The sequence below is a fragment of the Agrobacterium albertimagni AOL15 genome, from assembly GCF_000300855.1.
GTDB lineage: Bacteria > Pseudomonadota > Alphaproteobacteria > Rhizobiales > Rhizobiaceae > Allorhizobium > Allorhizobium albertimagni.
The window spans coordinates 1-23114 of record NZ_ALJF01000021.1 but is presented as its reverse complement, the minus strand read 5'-3'; the positions used below and the strand labels follow the sequence as shown (position 1 = coordinate 23114).

18 protein-coding genes and 2 pseudogenes are annotated in these 23114 nt (G+C 59.0%); 11 read left to right on the top strand and 9 right to left on the bottom strand.

What is annotated here, in order from left to right:
- Positions 1-192: 192 nt before the first annotated feature.
- A pseudogene (locus QWE_RS24890) lies at positions 193-405 on the top strand (transposase); the annotation flags it as partial.
- 499 nt (positions 406-904) lie between these two features.
- The gene (locus QWE_RS21730; RefSeq protein ID WP_006728333.1) at positions 905-1207 is read left to right on the top strand and encodes a hypothetical protein; all 303 of its coding nucleotides are present in this window, start codon (positions 905-907) and stop codon (positions 1205-1207) included.
- Positions 1208-1440: 233 nt separating this feature from the next.
- Here the strand turns inward: QWE_RS21730 and QWE_RS21725 are convergent, their stop codons facing one another.
- From QWE_RS21725 to QWE_RS21695, 7 genes are all read right to left on the bottom strand, one after another.
- The gene (locus tag QWE_RS21725; RefSeq protein WP_006728332.1) at positions 1441-3036 is read right to left on the bottom strand and encodes an FGGY-family carbohydrate kinase; all 1596 of its coding nucleotides are present in this window, start codon (positions 3034-3036) and stop codon (positions 1441-1443) included.
- Positions 3037-3067: 31 nt separating this feature from the next.
- Complete coding sequence (locus QWE_RS21720; RefSeq protein WP_006728331.1) at positions 3068-3715, bottom strand: dihydroxyacetone kinase family protein; 648 nt, start codon at positions 3713-3715, stop codon at positions 3068-3070.
- Between the two features lie 4 nt (positions 3716-3719).
- Positions 3720-4721 carry a dihydroxyacetone kinase subunit DhaK gene (locus tag QWE_RS21715; protein WP_006728330.1) on the bottom strand — a complete coding sequence of 334 codons (1002 nt, stop codon included), beginning with the start codon at positions 4719-4721 and terminating at the stop codon, positions 3720-3722.
- Between the two features lie 14 nt (positions 4722-4735).
- Positions 4736-5767 carry an ABC transporter permease gene (locus QWE_RS21710; RefSeq protein ID WP_006728329.1) on the bottom strand — a complete coding sequence of 344 codons (1032 nt, stop codon included), beginning with the start codon at positions 5765-5767 and terminating at the stop codon, positions 4736-4738.
- Positions 5764-7308 carry a sugar ABC transporter ATP-binding protein gene (locus QWE_RS21705; protein ID WP_006728328.1) on the bottom strand — a complete coding sequence of 515 codons (1545 nt, stop codon included), beginning with the start codon at positions 7306-7308 and terminating at the stop codon, positions 5764-5766. Before QWE_RS21705 ends, QWE_RS21710 begins: the two co-directional genes overlap by 4 nt.
- 99 nt (positions 7309-7407) lie before the next feature.
- Complete coding sequence (locus QWE_RS21700) at positions 7408-8418, bottom strand: substrate-binding domain-containing protein (protein WP_006728327.1); 1011 nt, start codon at positions 8416-8418, stop codon at positions 7408-7410.
- Between the two features lie 30 nt (positions 8419-8448).
- Positions 8449-9471 carry an ABC transporter permease gene (locus QWE_RS21695; protein ID WP_006728326.1) on the bottom strand — a complete coding sequence of 341 codons (1023 nt, stop codon included), beginning with the start codon at positions 9469-9471 and terminating at the stop codon, positions 8449-8451.
- 185 nt (positions 9472-9656) lie between these two features.
- On the opposite strand from QWE_RS21695, the gene QWE_RS21690 reads away from it, so the two are divergent.
- The 4 genes from QWE_RS21690 (at position 9657) to otnI (ending at position 13540) form a co-directional block, all read left to right on the top strand.
- Positions 9657-10736, top strand: coding sequence for a LacI family DNA-binding transcriptional regulator (locus QWE_RS21690; RefSeq protein WP_006728325.1), 1080 nt, complete (start codon positions 9657-9659; stop codon positions 10734-10736).
- 8 nt (positions 10737-10744) lie between these two features.
- Positions 10745-11464, top strand: a complete 720-nt coding sequence (locus QWE_RS21685) for an aspartate/glutamate racemase family protein (protein WP_240532598.1) — start codon at positions 10745-10747, stop codon at positions 11462-11464.
- Between the two features lie 13 nt (positions 11465-11477).
- Positions 11478-12539 (top strand): aldo/keto reductase, encoded by a 1062-nt coding sequence (locus QWE_RS21680; protein ID WP_040300865.1) that lies wholly within the window; start codon positions 11478-11480, stop codon positions 12537-12539.
- A 233-nt stretch (positions 12540-12772) separates the two neighbouring features.
- Positions 12773-13540 carry a 2-oxo-tetronate isomerase gene (gene otnI / locus QWE_RS21675; RefSeq protein WP_006728322.1) on the top strand — a complete coding sequence of 256 codons (768 nt, stop codon included), beginning with the start codon at positions 12773-12775 and terminating at the stop codon, positions 13538-13540.
- Between the two features lie 70 nt (positions 13541-13610).
- Here the strand turns inward: otnI and QWE_RS21670 are convergent, their stop codons facing one another.
- A complete protein-coding gene (locus tag QWE_RS21670) occupies positions 13611-14849 on the bottom strand; it encodes a hypothetical protein (RefSeq protein ID WP_006728321.1) in 1239 nt (412 codons plus the stop codon).
- An 845-nt stretch (positions 14850-15694) separates the two neighbouring features.
- Between QWE_RS21670 and QWE_RS21665 the strand changes: the two genes are divergently transcribed.
- From QWE_RS21665 to glmS, 4 genes are all read left to right on the top strand, one after another.
- Positions 15695-16429 (top strand): glycosyltransferase family 25 protein, encoded by a 735-nt coding sequence (locus QWE_RS21665; RefSeq protein ID WP_006728320.1) that lies wholly within the window; start codon positions 15695-15697, stop codon positions 16427-16429.
- Positions 16430-16507: 78 nt separating this feature from the next.
- On the top strand, positions 16508-17857 hold the full coding sequence (locus tag QWE_RS21660) for an O-antigen ligase family protein (RefSeq protein ID WP_006728319.1): 1350 nt from the start codon (positions 16508-16510) through the stop codon (positions 17855-17857).
- Positions 17854-19122 carry a glycosyltransferase family 4 protein gene (locus QWE_RS21655; RefSeq protein WP_006728318.1) on the top strand — a complete coding sequence of 423 codons (1269 nt, stop codon included), beginning with the start codon at positions 17854-17856 and terminating at the stop codon, positions 19120-19122. The genes QWE_RS21660 and QWE_RS21655 overlap by 4 nt, the downstream gene beginning before the upstream one ends.
- Positions 19123-19308: 186 nt before the next feature.
- Positions 19309-21135, top strand: a complete 1827-nt coding sequence (glmS, locus tag QWE_RS21650; protein ID WP_006728317.1) for a glutamine--fructose-6-phosphate transaminase (isomerizing) — start codon at positions 19309-19311, stop codon at positions 21133-21135.
- 151 nt (positions 21136-21286) lie between these two features.
- On the opposite strand, the pseudogene tnpC reads toward glmS, so the two are convergent.
- A pseudogene (gene tnpC / locus QWE_RS21645) lies at positions 21287-22847 on the bottom strand (IS66 family transposase).
- A 47-nt stretch (positions 22848-22894) separates the two neighbouring features.
- Between tnpC and QWE_RS21640 the strand changes: the two are divergent.
- Positions 22895-23114: transposase (locus QWE_RS21640; RefSeq protein ID WP_006728316.1), on the top strand; the 220-nt coding region annotated here is incomplete at its 3' end.

The window sequence follows — 23114 nt, the reverse complement described above, 5'->3', positions numbered from 1 at the left end:
GGATTCGCGCTCTCGGCGCAACCGGGCGAGTCGCAGAGGCGGCCAGCTACTAACACGAGCTCACAGCTCATCTAATGTATCGGCCTGCCCGCACCTTCGTGCTCCCGGTGCCTCTGTCCCGGATGCTCACAGCATACGCCGCAATTCTCAGAACTGCAGCAGGACATCACCACCGCTGGTCTTATACCGGTTACAAATCCGATCGAGCGTCTTAACGGCGAGATCAAGCGACGCACTGAAGTAGTTGGCATCTTCCCCAACGACGACGCCATCGTCAGACTGGTCGGTGCCTTGCTCCTGGAGCAAAACGACGAATGGGCCGTCCAGAGGTCCCGCTACATGACACTTGAGACAATCGCCACGATGAGCGATGATCCGCTCATCAGCCTGCCAGCCGCAAGCTGACACTCATCCGGCCCTCTGGGATGAGCCGTGGTCGTCTGAGCTACACCACGTCCTGGGACACGATCTTAGGTGCGCGTGTTGTGCACGTGCGGAAGCGTAAAATGGCATATCGCGAGTTTGATCAAGCAAACAGGCAGAGGCGCCGTTCGCATTCCCCATCTGACAGAGTGGCCGCCCTCAACGTCACATTTTTGTTGGGCACTATGGTCGTGACCCTGAAACTTACGCTGGCCCCGATACCGCATCTGGCCTGGAGTCACAGCCACCTCGCTCCAGAGTTTGAAGACATCGAGTATATCGCGACGGGGATCTGCGCTCCCTTGGTGCAGCGTTCTGGGGGCGAGAGGCGTACTACTCCTATGCGTCAATTCATGCACGACCATGGTGCCGGACATTCAATTGCCTGCGTTTCACACGTCATCGGAGGACAGGTCGAACCGCTTGAACGGGGCGATCCGCCCCCCATATCGGCAGGATGATGAGGAGGAGGATTTGATCAATGCGCCAGTTTTTCGAAACGACATTCGGTCCCGAGGAGCTTGGGACGGTTGGGAAAGCTCTGGAAGACTGGAGATTGCTCCACGGACTGCCTGGAGACTGCGAAGAAGTTGAGATCGCGGCGTCCGCAATCCTCAATATGTTCCGTGAGGGCAAGCGTAGCCAGTCAGAGCTGACGACGGCGATGGCAGCACATATCGGACTGCAGGAGCTGGTTATTGGTAGACGGCCTCCTGCTGCGGTCCATGAAGCGAGGCAGGTCTCCGAGACGCCCAAGAGCCCGGGCGCTGGTGCAGACCAATAAGCTGGGCGCTCTTTTTTGCAGGGTCGCTGGGGCGTCAACTGGACAGTATTCGCCGCAGATCCGAACCGAAAGGCGCACGCCGCTGCACTCACTCAGGCGGCAGGCGCACACCATAAATGTACGTCTGCGAACAAGCGCGACAAGATGAGATCTCAGCGCCGCCGAGCGTACAGATATGACCGGGCCGGCCCGGACCGTGCATGCGAAACCAGGTCCGTCGTCACGCCAAGTCGCTAAAGTGCCCGCGCGACATCCTGCAACTTGAGGAAGGCTTCAAAGCGCCGTTGGTGAAGGGCATTGAGCTCTCCTTGACACGGTTCATGAACGCAAGCCGCGGTCGACAGCGCCTGCATTGCCCCTTTCACATCAGAAAAGGCACCGCACGCCACGCTGCCCAGAATGGCCGAGCCGAGCAGGACCGGTTCTTCAGCTGCAGGAGCCACGACGTCCAGGCCGCAAGCATCGGCCAGAAGATGGCGAACCAGAGGGCTTGAACCGGCACCACCGCTGATCACGATCCGCTTGACGCCTGCGCCATGGGTAGCTTGCGTTTCGATGATCTGGCGAAGCCCGTAACCGATGCCACAAAGGCCGGCGATATAAAGCGCGACCAGACTGTCGAGATCGCGCTCCATGCCGAGCCCCGCAATCAGGGCACGGGCATGGGGATCGGCAAAAGGCGCGCGATTGCCGAGAAACTCAGGCACGACATGCAAGCCACCGACCAACAACACTGTCTCAGAGGCCGTCTTGGCCTTTGCGGAGGCCACATCGGCCAGGAAGGATGGAAGCGACTTACCGGCTGCATGCGCCCTCCCCCTTGCTTCTTCCGCTGCCGGATGGAAGGCGAGGAGCTGGTCGATCGCAGCCCCTGCAGCACTCTGGCCACCCTCGTTCAGCCACAGCCCCGGCACCATGGCTGCATAATAGGGGCCCCAGACTCCAGGCACAAAGACCGGTTCAGTGGTCGAGGTCATGGTGCAGGAGGATGTGCCGAAGACGTAGGCCATATTTTCCGTCAGGTTGCCGCCAATGCCGACCGTGCCGATCCCGCCCGCATGGGCATCGATCATGCCGGCTGCGACCGCCGTTCCCGGTCTCAGGCCCATGGCTGACGCCGCGGCTTCCATCAGGCCCGATCCAAGCCTGGTGCCGGGCTCGACCATCTGCGTCCCGATCCGGGCAAAACCCTCGTCTGCCAGTTCGCCAAGTCCAATCGCTCGGAAATAGCTCTCGTCCCAACGCGCCTCATGGGCAAGATAGGTCCATTTGCAGGTCACGGTACAGGTCGAGCGGGAAAGATCGCCCGTCGCCTTCCAGGTGAGAAAATCAGCGAGATCGAAAAATTGCCAGGCTTTCCCGAAAATCTGAAGGCGGTTTTCCTTCAGCCAGAGCAGCTTCGGGGTCTGCATCTCAGGGGAAATGCGTCCACCGACATAGCGCAGTACGTCATGGCCGATCGCATTGATCCGTTCGGCCTGCGTGACCGCGCGATGATCCATCCAGACAATGATGTCGCGGGAAGGGTCCCCGCCACCAAGGCCAAGCGGTCGACCGCCTTCACCCATGACGACCAGCGAGCAGGTCGCGTCGAAGCCGAGGCCAATGACCTGCTCGGGCGACACGCCCGCTCCCTGCACGACCTCACGGATGATCGCACAGATGGCGCCCCATATCTCGCCGCTCGACTGTTCTACGATCGAACCGCTTTCGCGATAGAGCGTGATATCGCGCTTGGCAGCCGACAACATGCGGCCCTTGAGGTCAAAGAGACCCGCACGTGCGCTAGCCGTGCCCACATCGACCCCGATGACATAGGTTTCGGTCATTCCATTCAATCCTGCGGCCGGTCACACAATCTCAGTGGTTTGCCGCAAACTGGCTCATGCGCCTGATCAGGAAGAACCCGACGGTCGCGCCAGCGTCTTGCAGCCCCACGGTCTTTTCCTGGAATGCCGCCGCCTTTCCGTGCTGAGCGACCATCGACTTCGTCGCTTCCAGTGCTTCTTCGGCCACCGTCTCAGCAGAAGACAACGCCATAGTCAGGCTGTCGCCCTGTGCAGCTGCAGCTTCAAGCGCCTTCGTCATGGGATCGAGTACATCAAGCAGGGTCTTGTCACCGACCTTTGCCTTGCCGCGTTCAGCAATGCCATCGGTATAGGCACGCCAGAACCGGGCAAGCGCTTGCGTATCAAGAGCGTCCAGTCCTTCGACCGCCTTGCTCGCCCTCAGGAAACCGGTGGCCGTCAGCGTCCCCATGGTTGAGGGAGCCGTCCGCGCCACCGTTGCACCGGCCGTACGGAGCAGCTTGGACAGGCCGACTTCTTCGCCTTCGGCAGCGACGGCATCAGCCGCCGCTGCAAAGGATTTCGCCATAGTGATGCCAAGGTCGCTGTCGCCAACCTTGCCGTCGAGTGCGATCAGAAACTCGCGCTGTTCAGCAAAAAGCTGTTGCCAGCTCTGAAACAGCCCGATCAGATGACCCGCATCCAGTTTTTCGAGGCTCATGATCTTATCCCGTGACGTGCTTGAAGAAAGGCGTGTTGGCGGGTGCAGCCATCAGACGGTCGAGCTCTTCGTCAAGATGAAGGATCGAAATCGAGGCGCCTGCCATCTCCATCGAGGTTGCAAACTCTCCAATCCAGACATGCTTGAGGTTCACACCGCGGGCATCGAGCAGCTGACGGACCCGGCGGAAAAGGATGTAGAGTTCCTCCAGCGGCGTGCCGCCCAGACCGTTGATCAGGACTGCAACATCATCCCCCGACTTGTAGTCAGTCTCGTTGAAGATGCGCTCCATCATCTCGTCGACAACGGCGTCCGCTGCACCAAGCTTCTTGCGGCTAATGCCGGGCTCGCCATGGATCCCCATGCCGATTTCCATCTCGTCTTCGCCGATCGAAAACGTGGCATGACCGATTTCAGGTACGACGCAGCTGGAAAGAGCAACACCCATGGTCCGGGTCTTCATCCGTGCCTTGTCGGCAATGCGTGCGACCTCGTCGAGCGACAGACCTTCGGCGGCAGCAGCACCCGCCGCCTTGTAGATGAAGAAGATGCCGGCCACGCCGCGGCGCTTGTGCTCTTCTCCAACGATCGAGGAGGCCACGTCATCGTTGCCGACAACCTGTTTGACGGCAATGCCATCGAGATCTGCCAGTTCGGCGGCCATGTCAAAGTTGATGATGTCGCCGGAATAGTTGCCGTAGATGTAAAGGACACCGACACCCTGATCGACGGCCTTGGTCACCTGATACATCTGCTCGGCACTGGGAGACTGGAAGACACCGCCAACGGCTGCACCGTCGAGCATGCCGTCCCCGACAAAGCCTAAGAATGTCGGCAGGTGACCCGAGCCACCGCCGGTGGTGAGCCCAACCTTGCCCGCCTTTGGCTTTGCCGTCACCAGGCAACGCAGATCGTCATTCACATAGGTGACCATCGGATGCGCCGCATAGATGCCCTCGAGCATCTCGTCGACGAAGTTGACCGGATCGTTGAGAAACTTCTTCACTTTATCCTCCACTGTTACTTTTTGCGCTGACGCGTGACGAAGAAGGCAGCGGCAAGCAGGATGAAGCTGCCGACCACCAATCGCTGCCAGGTGCTGGGGATCCCGACGAGAACCAGGACGCTGTTGATGACCACGACCAGGAGAACGCCGAGAATGGTGCCGAGAACCGTGCCGGTTCCGCCCGTGATGCGGGCACCGCCCAAGACGACGGCTGCGATCACGTTGATTTCCGTGCCGACCAGATCAAACGGGTTGGCCTGCCGGTTGGCACAGACATGGATGATCCCTGCAAGTCCCGCCAAAGCGCCAGCATAGCCGAAGAGGAACAAATGCACCGTGCGCAGACTGTAGCCCAGGCGCTCGGCGATATTGGCATTGCCGCCTACGGCAAAGATCGCCCGCCCCATGAGCGTGCGGTTCAAGATCCACCAGGTCAGGATGGCTGCCACCGGAAGCACGAGAAAATAGAAGGGCAAGGTGACGAGGGCGCCATTGGCGGTCTCGAACTGCAAAAGCGGCATTCGCCCGAAGGCCCCCATCTGCGGCGGCAGCGACATGATCCAGACGGTACCGATGAAGGACAGAAGAAATCCGCGAAACAGATATTGGGTGCCGATCGTCACGATCAGCGATGGTACCCGCAGGTGATGAACGAGAAGGCCGTTGATCACGCCAAGGAAGACACCGCCTGCCATCGCAATCAGAATAATGACAATGATCGGTAGCCCGGGCAGATAGGTCTGCACCAGAAGGGTCACGGAATACATGGTGAAGGCGGCAATCGCGGTGAACGAGACATCGATGCCGCCAGCTGCCAGAATGACGAAGACGCCGAGCGCAAAAAGTCCCATCACGACGCTTGCACGGCCGATATCGATCAGGGTCGACGGCTGAAGAAAGGCCGGATTGGCTATCGAAACGGCAACGCAGATGGTCACGAGAAGAGCAAAGGTGATCGTCTCGGGCCGTCGCCGTATCAGATCTCCCAGACTGAAGGAGCGCGCGTGTGTGGAAGAAGGGGCCGTCTCGGCTTTGGTCGTGTTCATTGTGCAGCCCCCTTTTCACTGCCAAGCATTGCCCGGTAGAGATCGTCTTCGGACGCCTTGTCTGCTTCGAATTCTGAAACGATCTGGCCGCCATTCATGACGATGATCCGGTCGGCGTTTTGCAAAAGCTCCGGCAGATCGTCACTGACGATGATCAGCCCCATGCCGGATTGCGACAGGGACTGGATCACCTTGTAGATCGTGTCCTTCGAGCCGACATCGACACCCACGGTCGGGCCATGCAGGATGAGGAGCCTCGGGCGGATGCTCAGCCAGCGACCGATCAGGACACGCTGCTGGTTTCCGCCGGAAAGCGAGCCAACCGGCAAGTCGATATTCTTCGTATTGAGGCGCATCTGTGCCGAGAGATCATCGGCAAGTGCCCTCGCCCGATCGCGGTCTATCACACCGATACCATTCGTCAGATCCCGAAGGATCAAGGCGATCTCGTTGTCGAGGATGGATTTGTCGAGAAACAGACCTTCTGCGAGACGATCTTCCGGGACATAGCCGATCCCGTGTTTGATCGCGTCCGAGGGAGAATTCAGTCTGACCTCCGTCCCGTCAACCAGCATATTGCCACGCCCGATCGCCATGACGCCGGCCAGCGCCATGGCAAGTTCGTTGCGCCCGGAATCGGCAAGACCGGTGACGCCGAGGATCTCCCCGTGGCGCAGGGCAAGCGAAACACCGTCGACGTTGTCGGTGTGCAAATTGTCGACCTGGAAGAAGACGTCGCCATTAGGCCGTCCCTCACGATAGCGGGTGGCGGCGATCTGCCGCCCGGTCATCAATTCAGACAGGTCATCCTTGGTAAAGCTTGCAATCGGGCCCTGCGCCACACATTTGCCGTCGCGAAAGACGATGGCGTTGCCGCCGATCCGGTAGCATTCCTCGAGCTTGTGGGTGACGAAGAGCACGGTCACGCCCTCAAGCCGCAAGCGCTCGACGACGGCAATCAGGTTGTCGACCTCCCGCCTGGTCAAAGAGGTGGTCGGCTCATCCATGATGACGAGCTTTGCCCTTGTTGCAATGGCGCGAGCGATCGCGACCAGTTGCCGTGAGGCAAGCGGCAGATCCGAGACGATTTCCTGCAGGAAGGTGCGGTCCGTGGGCAGGCCGACGGCTGCAAGCGCGCGGGCTGCTGTCTCCCGCATCTGGCTGCGGTTAAAAAGACGCGCCAACCGTCCGCCAGCCGACACGAGCTGCTCGGTCAGGGCGACATTTTCGGCGACCGTCAGATTGGGCAAAAGCGAGAGATCCTGATAGACGGTCTCGATCCCGGCTGCCAGCGACTGGATCGCAGTGAGAGCAGCATAACTCTTGCCCTCGAGCACGATCTCTCCGGCAGAGGGCGGATGCGCCCCGGACATGATCTTGATGACCGTGCTCTTGCCACAGCCGTTTTCACCCAAAAGGTGATAGACCTGGCCTCGGGCAAGCGTCAGGTTAATGCCCCTGAGCGCATGCACACCACCAAACCACTTCTCGACATTGTTCAATCTGAGCAGCTCTAGAGGCTGCTCAACGCTTTCATGCATTGCGACCACGGGAACAGATCCTCATTTTTTCCGCAGGCGGTTTTCAGCTGCGGCGGTGTGACCGGGACTGCCTCCCGGTCACGGTGCTCATTCAAAGGATCAGAACAGGAAGTCCTTGTAGGTCGCCTTGTCGGCGAGAACCATGCCGTTGCCAATGACCAGCAAGCCCTGGCCGGCACCTTGCTTGACGGTTACCTTTTCATAGCCGGGGACACCGAGATCCATGCCATCGGTGAGCTCCTTCTTTTCAAGCAGGAGCTTGGCGATCGTGTTCATCGCCATGCCGGCCTTTTGTGGATCCCAGAAACCGATCGCGGTGATTGCGCCTGACTCAAGCAGGTCGGCCGAGGGGTTTGGCAGCCCGGTGCCAACGAGGCAGACCTTGCCGCTCAGGCCGGCTTCGTCGATCGCACGGCCGACACCGAGGACGTCATTGCCGGCAGAGGTCTGGAAGCCCTTGATGTCGGGATGCTTGCGCAGGATTTCCTTGGCCTTTTCATAGGTCGCGTTGGCATCATCGAAGGACTCGTTGTTGGCGTCAACCAGTTGCATGCCTGCATACTTCTTGGCGTTCTCTTCGCCTGCACCGACCCACTGCATGTGGGTGCGGCTGCCAAGCGAACCGACGAATGTCGTCCACTTGCCTTCCTGGCCCATGCATTCGGCCAGGCGCTCGTTAAGGGCTGCACCATAATCGGCGTTGTCGAAAGCCTCGACATTGGCATTGGTGTTGATCTGGTTGTCGGCCTCATGGGTGACGACAACGATGCCACGTTCCATGGCGCGCTGCAGCGTGCCTTCAAGCACCGCCGGATCCATCGGAACGACGGCAAGCGCATTGACGCCCTTGGCGACGAGGTCGTTGACGATCTGCAGCTGCTGGGCGGAGTCGGCGGTTGCCGGACCGCTCTGGCTTGCAACGACATCTGCATTGGCTTCCTGGAAGGCAACCACGCCGGTGTTCATGCGATCGAACCACGGGATACCGCTGATCTTGACCACCGTTGCGATCACCGGCTTTTCCTGGGCCACGAGCACGCCGACAGAGCCTCCCAGCGCGACGGCTGCAAGAGCGGTGCCGAGCATCATTCTTTTGGCAAACGAGTTCATGCTTTCCTCCACAAAATTTCCCTCGCTTTGTTACTTCGGCGATTGAGGGACAGACGCCGAAGGATCTTCAGATCGACGCATGGGGGCGAAGAAACCCATCACGTCGTAGCGACCCACAGCCAGGAAGGTGAGCAGCAGAGCTCCCCAGGCGAAGTCTCGGACGAAGTTGGAAAGGCCGCCGAAGTTCAAAAGGCTCGACATCAGCTGGAGGGCGACCGCACTTAAAACCACGCAAACCACGCGGCCATAGCCACCTTCGGGGCGAACACCCGCCATCACCGCAATGAGGATGGCGATCAGGAGATAGGAGCTGCCATAGTCGAACTTCACGTTGACGTTGCGGGCCGCGATGATGATGCCGGCGAGACCCGACAGCGTTCCGGACAAGGCATAGGTCGCAAGGATGACACCGTTCTTCGGGAAGCCGGCAAAGGTCGCAGCCTTGGGGTTCGTGCCCATCAGCATCAGCCAGAGACCGAAGGGCGTGAACTTCAACACGGCGCCAATCAGGGTTGCGACGACGATGAAGATGACGAAGCTGATCGGGACGCCAAACAGCATGTCATTGCCAAGGCTCGACAAAAGAGCCGGACTGCCTACCGTCACGGCACGCCCTTGAGAGACGACAATGGCAAGGCCCATGAAGGCCATCTGGGTGCCAAGCGTGCACAGGATCGGCGTGATCGAGAAGCGGGCGATCAAGAACCCGTTGAAGAGGCCGCCCGCAAAGCCGACCAGGAGGCAGCCGAACATGAAGCCCAGGCTGAATGTCGTGGGATCGGACGCCGGCCCGAGGATCGACACCATCAGAACCGCAGAGACGACGCCTGAGAGATTGGCAAGCGCGATGCCTGAAAGATCAATGCCACCATTGCCGGCACACATGGCCAACATGACACCGATCGCCAGAAGCCCGATTTCGGGCACCTGACCTGCCATGGATTGCAGATTGAACAGCGACAGAAAGGAGCCGCCAGAGATCACCACTCCAGCAACAAGCAGCAGGGCGTTCATGACGACAAGCATCATGAATTGGCCGTCGGTTCGCCGCATGGTCTCCTCCCATGTTTAGTGAACATTTCACGACTTCACTAAACGCTAGCAAAGCCGGAACGCGGTGACAAGCCTTATTTCACCCGCAAACCTCATTGCGAACTTGTCGCGTTTGCCGTAAACATCCGGCTCAACGGGCACGTTGTTTACTAAATTATTTCGCAGATGCAGCATTCGGGACAGCGATGAAGAACGGCAAGAACCTGACGATCCGAGACATAGCGGAGGCCGCCGGCGTCTCTGCAGCAACCGTGTCTCTCGTCTTGAATGGCAAGGGTGACATCTCCGGCGTCACACGCGCCAAGGTTCTCGAAGCGGTTGCAAGCCTGAACTATGTGCCAAGGGCCAGCAAATCGACGAATGAGCCGGGCGAGACGCTCCGCTTCCTGAAGATTGCCAAGCATGGCCATACCGTCAATCGCGACCACAGCGTCTTCATTTCAGACTATATCGATGGCATGTCGGCGGAAGCGACACGGCGAAACTACACGCTCGAAGTGGTGAGCTTCGAGGGCCAACCGATCAGCTCCGTTGCGGAATCGCTTGCCGGAGCACCGATTTCGGGTGTCGTGGCCCTGGGTACCGAATTAACCGAGACGGACATCCGGCTCATCCAGGGCCTTGGATATCCGACTGTTTTCATCGATACGTTCTTTGACGTCATCGACGCCAATTTCGTCGACATGAACAATGAGGACGCCGTCTACAAGGTGCTGTCGCGCTTTCATCAGCAGGGCTTCAGACGGATCGGCTTTGTCGCCTCGCATGTCGAGACGACGAACTTCAAGCTTCGCCGCGATGCCTTTTTCAAGAATATGGCGCGGCTCGGACTTTCGGTGGACGCGGCCGATATTCTCTCTGTGGAGTCTACCTATGATGGCGCTTACAGCGACACCCGCCAGCTATTGGCCGACGGCCTAGACCTGGCCGAATGTTATTTCTGCACCAATGACATCATCGCCTATGGCTTCATCCGCGCCTTGCGCGAGCATGGGTTGACCATCCCGGATGACGTCTCGATCATCGGTTTCGACAACTTGCCCCAGAGTGCGACAATGGATCCGGGCCTGACAACGATCGAGGTCTCGAAACGAAAGATCGGCTATCTGGCGGTTACCATTCTCGATGATCTGATCAATTCGACGGAGCCTCAGCCGGCGGTCAAGATCCAGGTCGGCGCTGATCTCGTCTTGCGCGGAAGCCACGAGAAGCTCGTGCAGCGCAACAAGACGCGTGCCGCAAAACTGCAGATCCCCGCGCAGTGACTGGCGAGATGAGTGGCCAAGTCAAGGACCAGATAGTGGCCAAGCCGCAGATACTGCAGCCGCGCCAACTGACCTTCATCCACACGGTCAGGGCACTGGAGCCCGTCTTTGCCTCGCTTGCAGCTGAAAGGCTGCCGAACTGGCACATCGCCTCGATCCTGGACGAGAGCCTGCTCTCGAGTGTGATTGCCACTGGCCATGTGAACCAGGAGGTTTCAGACCGCCTCGCAAGTCATGTCAGTGCAGCGAAAGCAAGTGGCAGCAGCGCCATCATCGTCACGTGTTCGACACTTGGAGAGGCCGTCGACGCCCTGGCTGCCAAGAGTGCAACACCGCTTTATCGGATCGACAGAGGCATGGCGGAACGGGCCGTTCTTCAGGCATCGACGATCGGTATTCTTGCGACCTTGCCAACCACGCTAGAACCGACCACCCGGCTTCTTGAAAGCACCGCCAAGCGAATGGGCCGTCCGTGCAAATTCGTTTCACAGCTTGTCAACGAGGCCTTTGCACAGCTGAAGAGCGGAAACCAGGAAACCCATGACCGTCTGGTGCGGGAGGCCTATGCAGCACTTTCAGCCAAGGTTGATCTCGTTGTTCTGGCTCAGGCGTCCATGGCGCGTGCCCTGCAAGCGGGACAGCACGATCGGCCTTACCTGACGAGCCCAGAACTGGGCATGGACCAGATTGCCAGCTTGCTGCGCCTGTCGCGCATGTCGGCTGACTGAGGAGGAGGATCAAATGCAGTATAGAATGCTCGGCCGTTCGGGTCTCAAGGTGTCGGCCATCTCCATGGGCACGTTTTCCTTCGGCGGCGTCGGTGGATTCGCCAAGGTGGCAAACCAGGGCGTTGAGGAAGCGCGCCGGCTGATCGACAGCTGTATCGATCTCGGGGTCAACCTGTTTGACACGGCCAACATGTATTCGCTTGGGCGATCCGAGGAAATCCTCGGTGAGGCGCTGGGAGCAAAACGCAACGACGTGTTGATTTCGTCGAAGGCCCGCATGAGGATCGGCGACGGCCCCAATGACGAAGGCGCCTCTCGCCATCATATCATCAGAGAATGCGAACGCTCGCTCAAGCGGCTGAAGCGAGATCACATCGACATTTATTTCATGCATGAATGGGATGGGCTTACGCCACTCGACGAGACGCTCGAAGCCCTGCATACGCTGCGCGAGCAGGGCAAGATCCGCTACATCGGCTGCTCGAACTATTCGGGCTGGCACATCATGAAAGCCCTGCAGATCTCGGAGAAAAAGGGACTGCCACGTTTCGTCACCCAGCAGATCCACTATACGCTGGAGGCGCGCGAGGCAGAATATGAACTCCTGCCACTCTCGGTCGACCAGGGGCTTGGGGTGATGGTGTGGAGCCCCCTTGCTGCCGGACTTCTGTCGGGTGCCTTTGCACGCAACAAGGCACCGGAGCAGTCGCGCCAGGCTCAAGGCTGGAGCGAGCCACCGATCCGCGACGAGGAACGGCTCTGGACCATCATCGATGTGCTCGAAGAGATTGCAACAGAGAGAGGCGTGTCCGTCGCTCAGGTCAGCCTTGCCTGGACGCTGTCGCGACCGGCCATTTCGACACTCGTTGTCGGCGGCCTTAACGAGAACCAGTTCCGCGACAATATCGCTGCAACCGATCTCACACTTTCAGGCGAGGAACTGTCCCGCCTCAACCGGGTGAGCCGACCCGATTACATCTATCCCTACTGGCATCAGCATAATTTTGCAGCCGATCGCTTCTCGCCGGCCGATCAAGCGCTGCACGCCTCATTCGACGATCTCGGCATGGTTTAAGCTGCGGGAACGATCGTAGAGCGACGGGGCGAGCGTCCCGGACGAGAACGATCCCGGCCGGCGATATGCTCTTGCCCATGGAAAGATCGCCGCGCTGACAAGAGGGCGCGGCACACTCGATCTCTCCAGGCGGGAGACCGCCGAAACGGGCAAAGGGAACACTATCCAATTGGCACGGTCGCTGGCAAAGATTGCAAGCCTCGAGCGATCAGCCACGAAGGAGATGACCCTGCATGCCAAGGTTTGCGGCCAACCTGTCGATGATGTTCACCGAAGTGCCCTTCCTCGATCGCTTCGCGGCTGCGGCCGACTGCGGCTTTGAGGCGGTTGAATATCTCTTCCCATACGATCACGCAGCCGAGGTCGTGGCAGAACGGCTTGGAACCGCCGGCCTTGCCCAGGCGCTATTCAACATGCCGCCCGGCGACTGGATAGCCGGCGAGCGCGGCCTCGCGGCCCTGCCCGGACGCCAGGTGGAATTTCAGCAAGCCCTGGAGATGGCGATCGCCTATGCCAGGGTCATCGGCACGCCACACCTGCACATGATTGCGGGCATCGCCCCGGCGACAGACCCGAAGGCTATCGCGACCTATCGCGACAATCTGAAGCGCGCCACCGACCGGACAGGTGAGGCCGGCATTGGTCTGGTGATCGAGCCGATCAATGGTCGCGACATGCCAGGCTATTTCCTCAGCGATTTCAACCAAGCGCTCGACTTCATAGCTGAGATGGATGCTCCACATCTGAAACTGCAATTCGATATCTACCACCGCCAGATCCTGCATGGTGACGTGATCATGGGGCTTAGAGCCTGCGCAGCACTGATCGGCCACATCCAGATCGCGTCTGTGCCCGACCGCCACGAGCCCCTGACGGGCGAGCTCGATGACCGAAAGATCTTCGCCGAGATCGATGCGATCGGCTACCAGGGCTATGTCGGTTGCGAATACCGCCCAGCACTTGGCACCAGGGAGGGATTGAGCTGGATGGCCATGGTTTGAGATTGGCAGAAAGGGCGTCCAGACGCTCTCGCATTCGTTCGAGACTGAGATCCGGAGCCCGCACCGACGATTACATCTGCCTTCGCTCGAACTCGTGCTCCGCGGCATTCATCATGTCGAAGAAATAGTAGAGGCAGGCCGTTGCCTCGGCCGTGAACCCGAGCTTCAGCGCCGACGCCTCGAGATGGTCTTTGTCCTTGAAACTTCTGGCTTCGTGCAGATAGGGATGCCTGAGAACCTCTACGGGCTCGGCAAACTTGACCTCATTTCGCGCGCGGATCTGTTCCAGTCTCGCGGCTTCCATCTGCTTTGCGATCTTTTCAGGCGCCTGCTCTGAAAACCCGATGAAAAACAGCTGCGGCTTGCCCCCACGCATCAGTTCGCGACAGATCCCGACCAGCTCAAGCTTCACGCTGCCAGGCGGGAAGCCGACCTCATCGCGCAGCTCCCTGTAAATATCGTCCTCGATATAGGCCTGAAAACTGTCTTCGGTACTGCCCGGATCCTTGGGCCATTCCGCAGCCCCTGAAGCCGTGCAGTGCCATCCGCCGCCGTTGAATACGGCGGTATCGACCGATCGCATGACTTGAAGGGGCACGAGCTTTCCCTCCAGCTCGTAGAACACCAGAACCGCGCAGCCCAGCGAATTGACCAACCGGTCGTCATGCAAAGGCGGCAGTTTCGAACCGTATTCCTTCAAGAGCTGCGCTCTGATCGTCGCATCTGACTTCTGGCCGTTCGGCAATTCATCGAAGTCGAGGATCAGATTGGACATGGCCTGATCTTTATATCTCGCCTCCTGAATGACGAGAATGCAGCCCTCTTTCGTCGGCCTGACTTCGCTCACCCGCACGACTGCGCTGTCACGCGTCACGCGGTTTTCCTGTTTGAGCGCCCCCAAAGCGCTGTCGACCAGCCAATCCGTTTCTTCGTTCTCCCAGCGGCGCAGCTGGAATTTGTCCCGCTTGATCTGAAGTTCGATCGTGGGCTTCTTGCCCTTGGCCAAGAGCTTCGAGAAGTTCGCCAGTTCGACGTAAGGGATGTGGGGAGAAATCGGTTTCTCGGCGCTGTATTGCTGAACGGCAAAATCCGGATCCTCGATCAGGAAGCGGCTTCTGCGCTTCTTGATGAGAAACGGCGGGTGCTCTGAAGAGCCGAGCACCATTGCGCCAAGAGACTTCAAGGTCAGGGACAGCCCTGACCCGATCAGGATCTGGGATATTCCTTCCCGAACGAAACCCTTGACCTGGTCGATGATGATGCTTTTGCCCTCATCCTTGATCTGGTCGACGATATGTTCCTTTTTCATGCCCCGCTCCCCTTGCCCAAACCAGACCAGACCAGACCAGACCAGACCAGACCTTGAGCATAGGCGATGACAGCCGGCATGCAACGACCTGTTCATGATCACGCGACCGTTCGCCGATCCGCGACCCAGCGGGAGCCCGGCCCCCACGCGAGTCCCTGGCTGGACGGATCCCAACCGCGCCACAACCACTCTCAGCCTATGGGACGTGTTTTTGATTGCAGAATGGCGTTGACATGCATTGCCCAAGCGACAAGCCAATCGTGCTCAACAACCAAGCATGCTACATCCTGTTGCTGCATCAGCGCCCAGATGCTACCGAGCCCGTGGGAACGGGGAATGCGGCGTTAAAATGCCGGATGGGGACTTTGGAATATGAGTATGATCACTCAGGACAAGCCGGTCAACTTCGAGGGAGAAGGTTCTCCGCATGAGCTCCGACCATCTGCAATCCGTCGATAGGCTGAACCTGTGCTGCCAAAACATATTCCGATCATTGCGCCGACCTGTAGCGAGGCTAAGAACGTAGTGCCCTTCGCAGAGCGGGTGATGACGGCTCTGGTTGAGCACGACTTAAAAAATGTCATTGGCCGCCGACAACTCTGCTAACGGAGAAAATGCAAGACTATCGTTAGCTCATGTCAGCATACTTCGCAGGACTGGGCTCTTCACACCTACATTCAGCCCTTCTCCGAAATCAGCATCGCCAAGCAATCCGACAGTGCCGCTGACTTGTGGTTGCCAATCAAGGCTGCGGCACTTCCAGGGCGAAAAGGCACCCGCATCGACATCCCCCACACTTCCATGTTTGAAGGACAATGATGACTTGGTCCAAGGGACAAACAGAGATGAACGTTGCAATCCTTGCGATCAATCTTGATCGATCGACCGACCGCTGGGGAATTCTAGCGGACCGCGCGACCGCGCTAGGCTTGCCCCTCACCCGTGTTTCTGCAGTCGATGGAAGACAGGTGCCGGGCACAGAGCGAGAGGCGGTCGATGATGCAGCATTCCGCCGCAATACTGGCCGGCTGATGCTCCCAGGGGAATACGGATGCTACCGAAGCCACATCAAGGCGCTCAACGCATTCCTGGCGACGGATGGCGATATCGCTCTGATCATTGAAGACGATGTCGAACTGAGCGCAGACCTCAAGGATCGCGTGCAGGCCGCTTTCGAAGCAGTTCCCGATGCCGACGTAATCAAGTTCTTCAATCACCGGGTGGTCGGCTTTCGAAAGACCAACACATCAAGGCTAGGCGACGACATTGGCCGGGCTATTCATGGACCGCTCGGTTCGTCAGCCTGTTATGCCGTGTCTCGGCCGGGGGCAGCGCTCCTGATCGAACACCTCACAATCATGCGCTACCCTTGGGACGCAGCCCTCGAACGGGGCTGGGACCATGGTGGCCACGTCTACACGACACGAAAGCATATGGCAAACATCACGCGCGGCGGCACGACAATCGCGACACGCGACATCTACCGCACCGTTAAGTTCCCAAAATGGAAACGCCTGGGGACATATGTCAGACGGCTACGGGACGATTTTGTAAGACTAGCCTATGCACTTCGCGCTTGAGCAAGCATGGCAGGACGTTTCGAGCGCCATCACCGCTGCCACGTTCGTCCTCAAGCTATAAATACCTGGAACGGGACCATGAAGACCCATATCGACCGTTTGTGGCTAACCTCGGATTTCCTGTTTCTCACGGGGCTTGCCTTTGCATTGTTTCTCGGAAGCAAGGCGACACCGCTACTCGCTGTCGCCGGCGTCTTACCAATCCCCTTCTTGCTTCATGCGTTCAAGAACAAGCACTATCACGTCTCGATTTGGACACTGTTTCTCCCGTTCGGCATCTACTTCGCTTACAGCCTTTTCGCACTCTTCTTCTTCACAGGGCTTGACGCTTCGGATCCTCGCCCGGTCAATCCAAGCCTTGAGTCCTATGCAATCGCGATCGGCATGTTGGCCGTGGGGCTGGTGCGCAGCCTGCAGGTGAAAAATCTGGCCCCTCTGTTTCGCAGCTGGATGCCCTGGCTGCTCGTCGCCTGCTTCGCCGTTTTGTCCTATATGATGTTTGCTGGGATCAGGGACGCCTGTCGCGTGAGGGGCTTGGCGCCTTGGCCTTTCATCCCCGCTCTGTTGTTCTCTACACTGACGTTTATCTGTCTGGTTGGATGGGAAAGGCTTGGGAATCGCGAGCGCTGGCTTCGGCTCGGCTTACTCGCACTGAGTATCGTCGTCTCCACGACCTATACTGGCTCCCGCGGCGTCGCCGTGGCGCAAGTCGGGGTCTTCGGCGTGCTGATGCTTCTGAGCTTCCTGCCCTCCTTGAGCAAGGGCATCCCTCGCTGGTATCACTTGGCCACTGCAGCAATCGCGGGGGCGACGGTTTCGGCTCTGATAGGAATCGCAACGGATTGCGGACCAGCCAGCCGCTTCTCATCGACATTCGAGGCCTTGGGCACGTTAACCTCGCAACTTACGACAGGTGGCGAGGAAACAGCATCGACGCAACCGGAGCCGACGACGGCGCAAATCCCACAAGCCCCCGAGCCAGCCGTTGCACCAACTCCCGAGACGAACCAATCCACAGAAGTCACCAATGATTATGCGATCGGCCATCGGCTCGCCATGTGGAAGGCGTCGATAGCGGCAATCAAGCAAAGTCCCGTCTTCGGCCATGGCTCGCTCTTTCTCCAGAAGCTAATACATTCGACTTACGGCTACGAGCACAATCACAATCAGTATCTGACCTGGCTGGTCACAGGCGGAGTGCTCCAGCTTACGCTCGGCCTGATCTTTTTAGCGATCCCCTGGTTTGTGTCCAAGGGTCTATCGACTGCTGACAGAATACTCCTAACAACCGGAGTGTCGCTCTTCTGGGGCATGGCTATGATGTTCGATTCATTCCTGAACCTGAAATTCTACACGCATTATTTCTGCCTGCTCTGCGGTGTCCTCTATGCCTTGTCCAACAGCATGCAGGACGAGGCATCCAAATGAGCGGACCTCTGTATTTTGATCTCACCGAGGCATTGCTCACCACATCGGGCAAGCGCACGCAGTATTACGGCATTGCCCGCACGGTCCACGAAATTGGCCGAGAGGCTGCCTTGCTCAAGGACGAGATCCGGTTTGTCGTCTTCTCATTCGGCATGCGGGCATTCTACGAAGTCACCTGGCAGAAGCGAGAAGATGGAAGCGTCGAATTCAATCTGCCTAAAAACGTTGGTCAGAAATGGGTAAGATCGTATTTCGGCAAGAACCCTATCTTGCCGCTGATCTTTCGTCTCTTAAACCGAGCAACGCCGGAGAAAAACAGGGACAACTGGCTGACACATGCCGGACATCTGAGGCCTGCGGCCATCGAAAGCGGCACCTTCTTCTCCGCAGCACGGCCGAAGCTGATCGTGGACATGGTGAGAGTGCTCCGGGAGAGAGGGTCGAAAGCGGCCATCGTCCCCTTGCTGCACGATTTCATGCCGCTGCATGACGGGGCAACAAAACGCTTCCGAAAGCTGGATCGCAACTTCCTGGCGGACAACCGCTTCCTCATCGAGCAGGCAAGTCAGATCCTGACGAACTCGAACTTTACCGCGAAAGAGCTCAAAACCTTCGTCGGAAAGGGTATGCTTCCGAAACCTCGTGGTCCTGTCAATGTGGTGCAACTCGTGCACCACTGTCCTGAAGGAACCGAACCCTCGGAAATCTCCCTACCGACAGAACCCTATATCTTGACGGTTGCGCTTAATCTCGGCCGCAAGAACATCGAGGTCGTCTTGGAGGCTCTTCGACAAATGCAGGCTGACGGCATCCCTGTGCCGCAGCTCGTGATCGCCGGCTCGCACAGAAAGCGTCTTCGTCGCTATGCATCGAGGCCAGCTTTCAAGGACATTCAGGACAAATTGACCTTCATCGACAACCCCAACCAGACCGACCTTGTACGACTCTACAAGGGCGCCCTCGCGCTTGTGATGCCGAGCAAGCTTGAGGGCTGGGGCCTCCCAGCCGGCGAAGCACTATGGTGCGGCACTCCTGCAGTCTGCTCTACCGCTGAAGCGCTGCGAGAAGTTTGTGGGGATCTGGCGCTCTACTTCGAACCCGACAATGCTGCTGATTTGGCGACGATCATAAACGATCTGGGAAAACGGGTAGAGCTTCAGCGCTGCATTCGGGAGCGTATCATAGAAGCAAAACCGAGTTTGAGGACCTGGCAGACGGTGGCTCGTGAAGCACTGGAAACCTTGAGGCATGGGCGCCTCCGCTAGAGCAGCTGCGCGGGCCGCCGGGGCGTACTGATGTCGCACATAAGATGACATCGTCGCGCGTTGAACGGTCCACTGAAAAACAAGGGGTGTTTTACGAGCCGAAACGCAATTGGCCTGGCGTGTGATTGCCTATTGCGGTGAAACCGCTAGGAAAAGCCGCGTGGTTGATACGAAACGGAGAATTTCATGTGCGGCATCGTCGGCATCGTCGGTAACAAGCCCGTGGCGGAGCGTCTCGTCGACGCGTTGAAGCGGCTCGAATATCGCGGCTATGATTCCGCCGGTGTTGCCACCATCAACGACGGCAAGCTCGATCGTCGGCGGGCGGAAGGCAAGCTCTTCAATCTCGAGACGAAGCTCGCCGGCGATCCGCTTCCCGGATCCATCGGCATTGCTCACACCCGCTGGGCAACCCATGGCGTGCCCAACGAAACCAACGCTCATCCGCATTTCGTCGAGGGCGTCGCTGTCGTTCATAACGGCATCATCGAGAATTTTTCCGAGATCAAGGAAGAACTGGCGGCCGAAGGTGCCGTCTTCACCACCCAGACCGACACCGAAGTCGTCGCCCAGCTCTTGGCCAAGTATCGCCGGCAGGGTCTTGGTCGTCGCGAGGCGATGCACGAGATGCTGCACCATGTGACGGGCGCCTATGCGCTTGCCGTTATCTTCAGCGATGATCCCTCGACGATCATGGCGGCCCGTTCCGGCCCGCCGCTCGCGATCGGCTTTGGCGACGGCGAGATGTTCTTAGGCTCGGACGCAATCGCGCTTTCACCCTTCACCAACCGCATCGCCTATCTGCATGACGGCGACTGGGCTGTCATCGGCAAGCAGGGCGCCCACATCTTCGACATCGACGGCAATCCGGTCGATCGTCCGGTGCAGATCTCCTCGGCGTCCGCCTACATGATCGACAAGGGCAACCACCGTCACTTCATGGAAAAGGAGATCTACGAGCAACCGGAAGTGATCTCGCATGCGCTGTCGCATTACGTCGACTTCGCCGAGCACACCGTGCGCGACATGGCCGCCGAGATCGATTTCGCCAATCTGCGCGGCCTTGCGATCTCCGCCTGTGGCACCGCCTATCTGGCTGGCCTCGTCGGCAAATACTGGTTCGAGCGCTATGCCCGCCTGCCGGTCGAAATCGATGTCGCCTCGGAATTCCGCTACCGCGAGATGCCGCTGTCGAAAGATCAGGCGGCCCTCTTCATCTCGCAGTCCGGTGAAACTGCCGATACGCTGGCCTCGTTGCGTTACTGCCGCGACAACGGACTTAAGATCGGTGCTGTGGTCAACGTCAAGGAATCGACGATCGCCCGCGAATCGGATGCCGTCTTCCCGATCCTCGCCGGTCCGGAAATCGGCGTCGCCTCCACCAAGGCCTTCACCTGCCAGCTCGCCGTGCTCGCCTCGCTGGCGCTCGCCGCCGGTCGTGCCCGTGGCACAATCACGGAAGCGGAAGAAAAGCAGCTGGTGAAGAGCCTGGCCGAAATGCCGCGCATCATGAGCCAGGTGCTGAATGCGGTGCAGCCGCAGATCGAGGCCCTGTCGCGCGACCTCTCGAAGTTCAAGGACGTGCTCTATCTCGGTCGTGGCACCAGCTATCCGCTGGCGCTCGAAGGTGCGCTGAAGCTCAAGGAAATCTCCTATATCCACGCCGAAGGTTATGCCGCCGGCGAGCTGAAGCATGGGCCTATCGCCTTGATCGATGAGAACATGCCCGTCATCGTCATTGCCCCCTTCGACCGTTTCTTCGAAAAGACCGTGTCGAATATGCAGGAAGTGGCGGCGCGCGGCGGCAAGATCATCTTCATCACCGACGAGAAGGGCGCAGCCGCCTCGAAGCTCGAGACCATGGCCACCATCGTGCTGCCCGAGGTCGCCGAGATCATTTCCCCGATTGTCTATTCCATCCCGATTCAGCTGCTCGCCTATCACACGGCCGTCTTCATGGGCACCGACGTCGACCAGCCGCGCAACCTCGCCAAGTCCGTCACGGTAGAATAGAAATACAAACCCATTTTTGATGGCGACGCTTGAACTGCCAAACGCACCCGTGTTGTCGAGCGCTGCTGCTAGTGTCGTCTCATCAATCTCGACTTACCTGCAGTGGAAACCGCTTTCAGAAGCTCGATCGTAAGCGGCAAGCTGAGGCCGTTCAGCCCGCGTGATTCCACGGCATGAGTGCATCAAGCTCGCTGCTCGGCCAGCCGTTGGCGATGCGCTCGAGGGTCTGGGTGAGCCAGCCCTGCGGATCTACGTTGTTCATCTTCGCCGTCTGAAGGAGCGTGGCGATTGTCGCCCAGGTCCTTCCGCCGCCATCGCTGCCAGCGAAGAGACTGTTCTTTCGCGTAATTGTCCGGGGCCTGATGGCGCGCTCAACGATGTTGGAGTCGAGCTCGATGCGGCCGTCGGTTAGGAAGCGCTCGAAGATGGAGCGACGCGAAGTGGCATAGCGGATCGCCTCAGCGAGCTTCGACTTGCCGGAGATCCGCGGCAGGGTCTTGTGCCAGAGGGCGAAGAGCTCGGTGACAACCGCAGCAGATGTCGCCTGGCGCGCCGCGACACGGGCGTCAGGGCTCAGTCCCCGGCCGTTTCTTCCACCTCCCAGAGCTTTGCCATCAGCTCCACCGTCTCGGTGGCGATCCTGGAGCTATCCGAAGCGTGGAGCTCGTAGAACTTGCGCCTGCTATGGGACCAGCAGCCGGCAGTATCACGCCATCATTGCCGCCGTCGGATCTGACCGGCTTGTTGTAGGCACCGTGCCCGTCCACCTGAAGGATACCGCGATAGCCACTCAGATGCCGGGCGACCCGATCGCCCGCGCGGCTATCTTCGAAGCGATAGGCGACCATCGGCGGACCACTGCCTCCGAAGGGTCTGTCATCCCGGGCATAAGCCCATAGCCATGCCGTCTTGGCCGATCCGGATCCAGGCGCGAGCGTGGGTAACGTCGTCTCGTCAGCGAAGATGCGCTCCGCCCTATTGATCTCGGCGAGGATGTAGTCGGCCAGGATATCGAGCTCAAAGCCGAGCTTGCCCATCCATTGGGCCATCAGCTTCCGGTTAAGCTCGACCTTGTCACGGGCATAGATTGCCTCCTGCCGATAGAGCGGAAGGCCATCGGCATACTTCGAGACCGCGATCTGGGCGAGAAGCGCTTCCGTCGGAATGCCGCCCTCGATGATATGCGCGGGCGCGGCTGCCTGAATGACGCCGTCTTCGTTTTTGAAGGCATACTTCGGCCGGCGGGTGACAATGACGAGGAACTTCGCCGGCACGACGTCCAGCCGCTCCGAGACGTCCTCTCCGATCAGCAACTTCTGTTTGCCGACGTGCTCGGGCAGTTCATCTGGCTCGATCACGACTTCGATCCGTTCCAGATGAGGTGCAAAGCCCTTGCGTGGCCGGGGTGCACGTTTCCCATCAGGATCAGCGGCACCTTTGTTCACCTTGGCTCGGATTGCAGCGATGCCGGTCTCGATTTCCTCGAAGACAAAAGCCTGCTGCTCATCGCCGATCGTTGGAGATGCGAGCTTTTCCGATCGCCGGCCAAAGCGGGCACGATCGAAGGCCTTCAGGATCTGGGTCAATCGCTCGATGCGCTCATCGGCATCTGCGTTTTTCGCCTTCAGATCTGCGACTTCGCTCTCGAGAGCATCGTGAGCGTCCGGTGAGCTGTTTTTGCTGATCGGGCAAATCAGGCGATGTTCTGGCATTCGAACCAGCATTAATGCTGACATTAATACCAGAACAAAGAGGTTTCATGGCTCGCATGGAGATCATGTCCGGTAACGAACGCAGGCGGCGTTGGTCGGACGAGGCGAAGCTGAGGATACTTGCGGAAGCTGATGAGCCCGGGGCTCGCATTGGTGACGTGGCGCGCCGGCATGACATTCATCCGGGCCAGATCCGCTTATGGCGGCAATCATTCAGCTATGCCGACCAGCCGACGGTGTTTCTCCCGGTGGAGATAACCCAAGAGG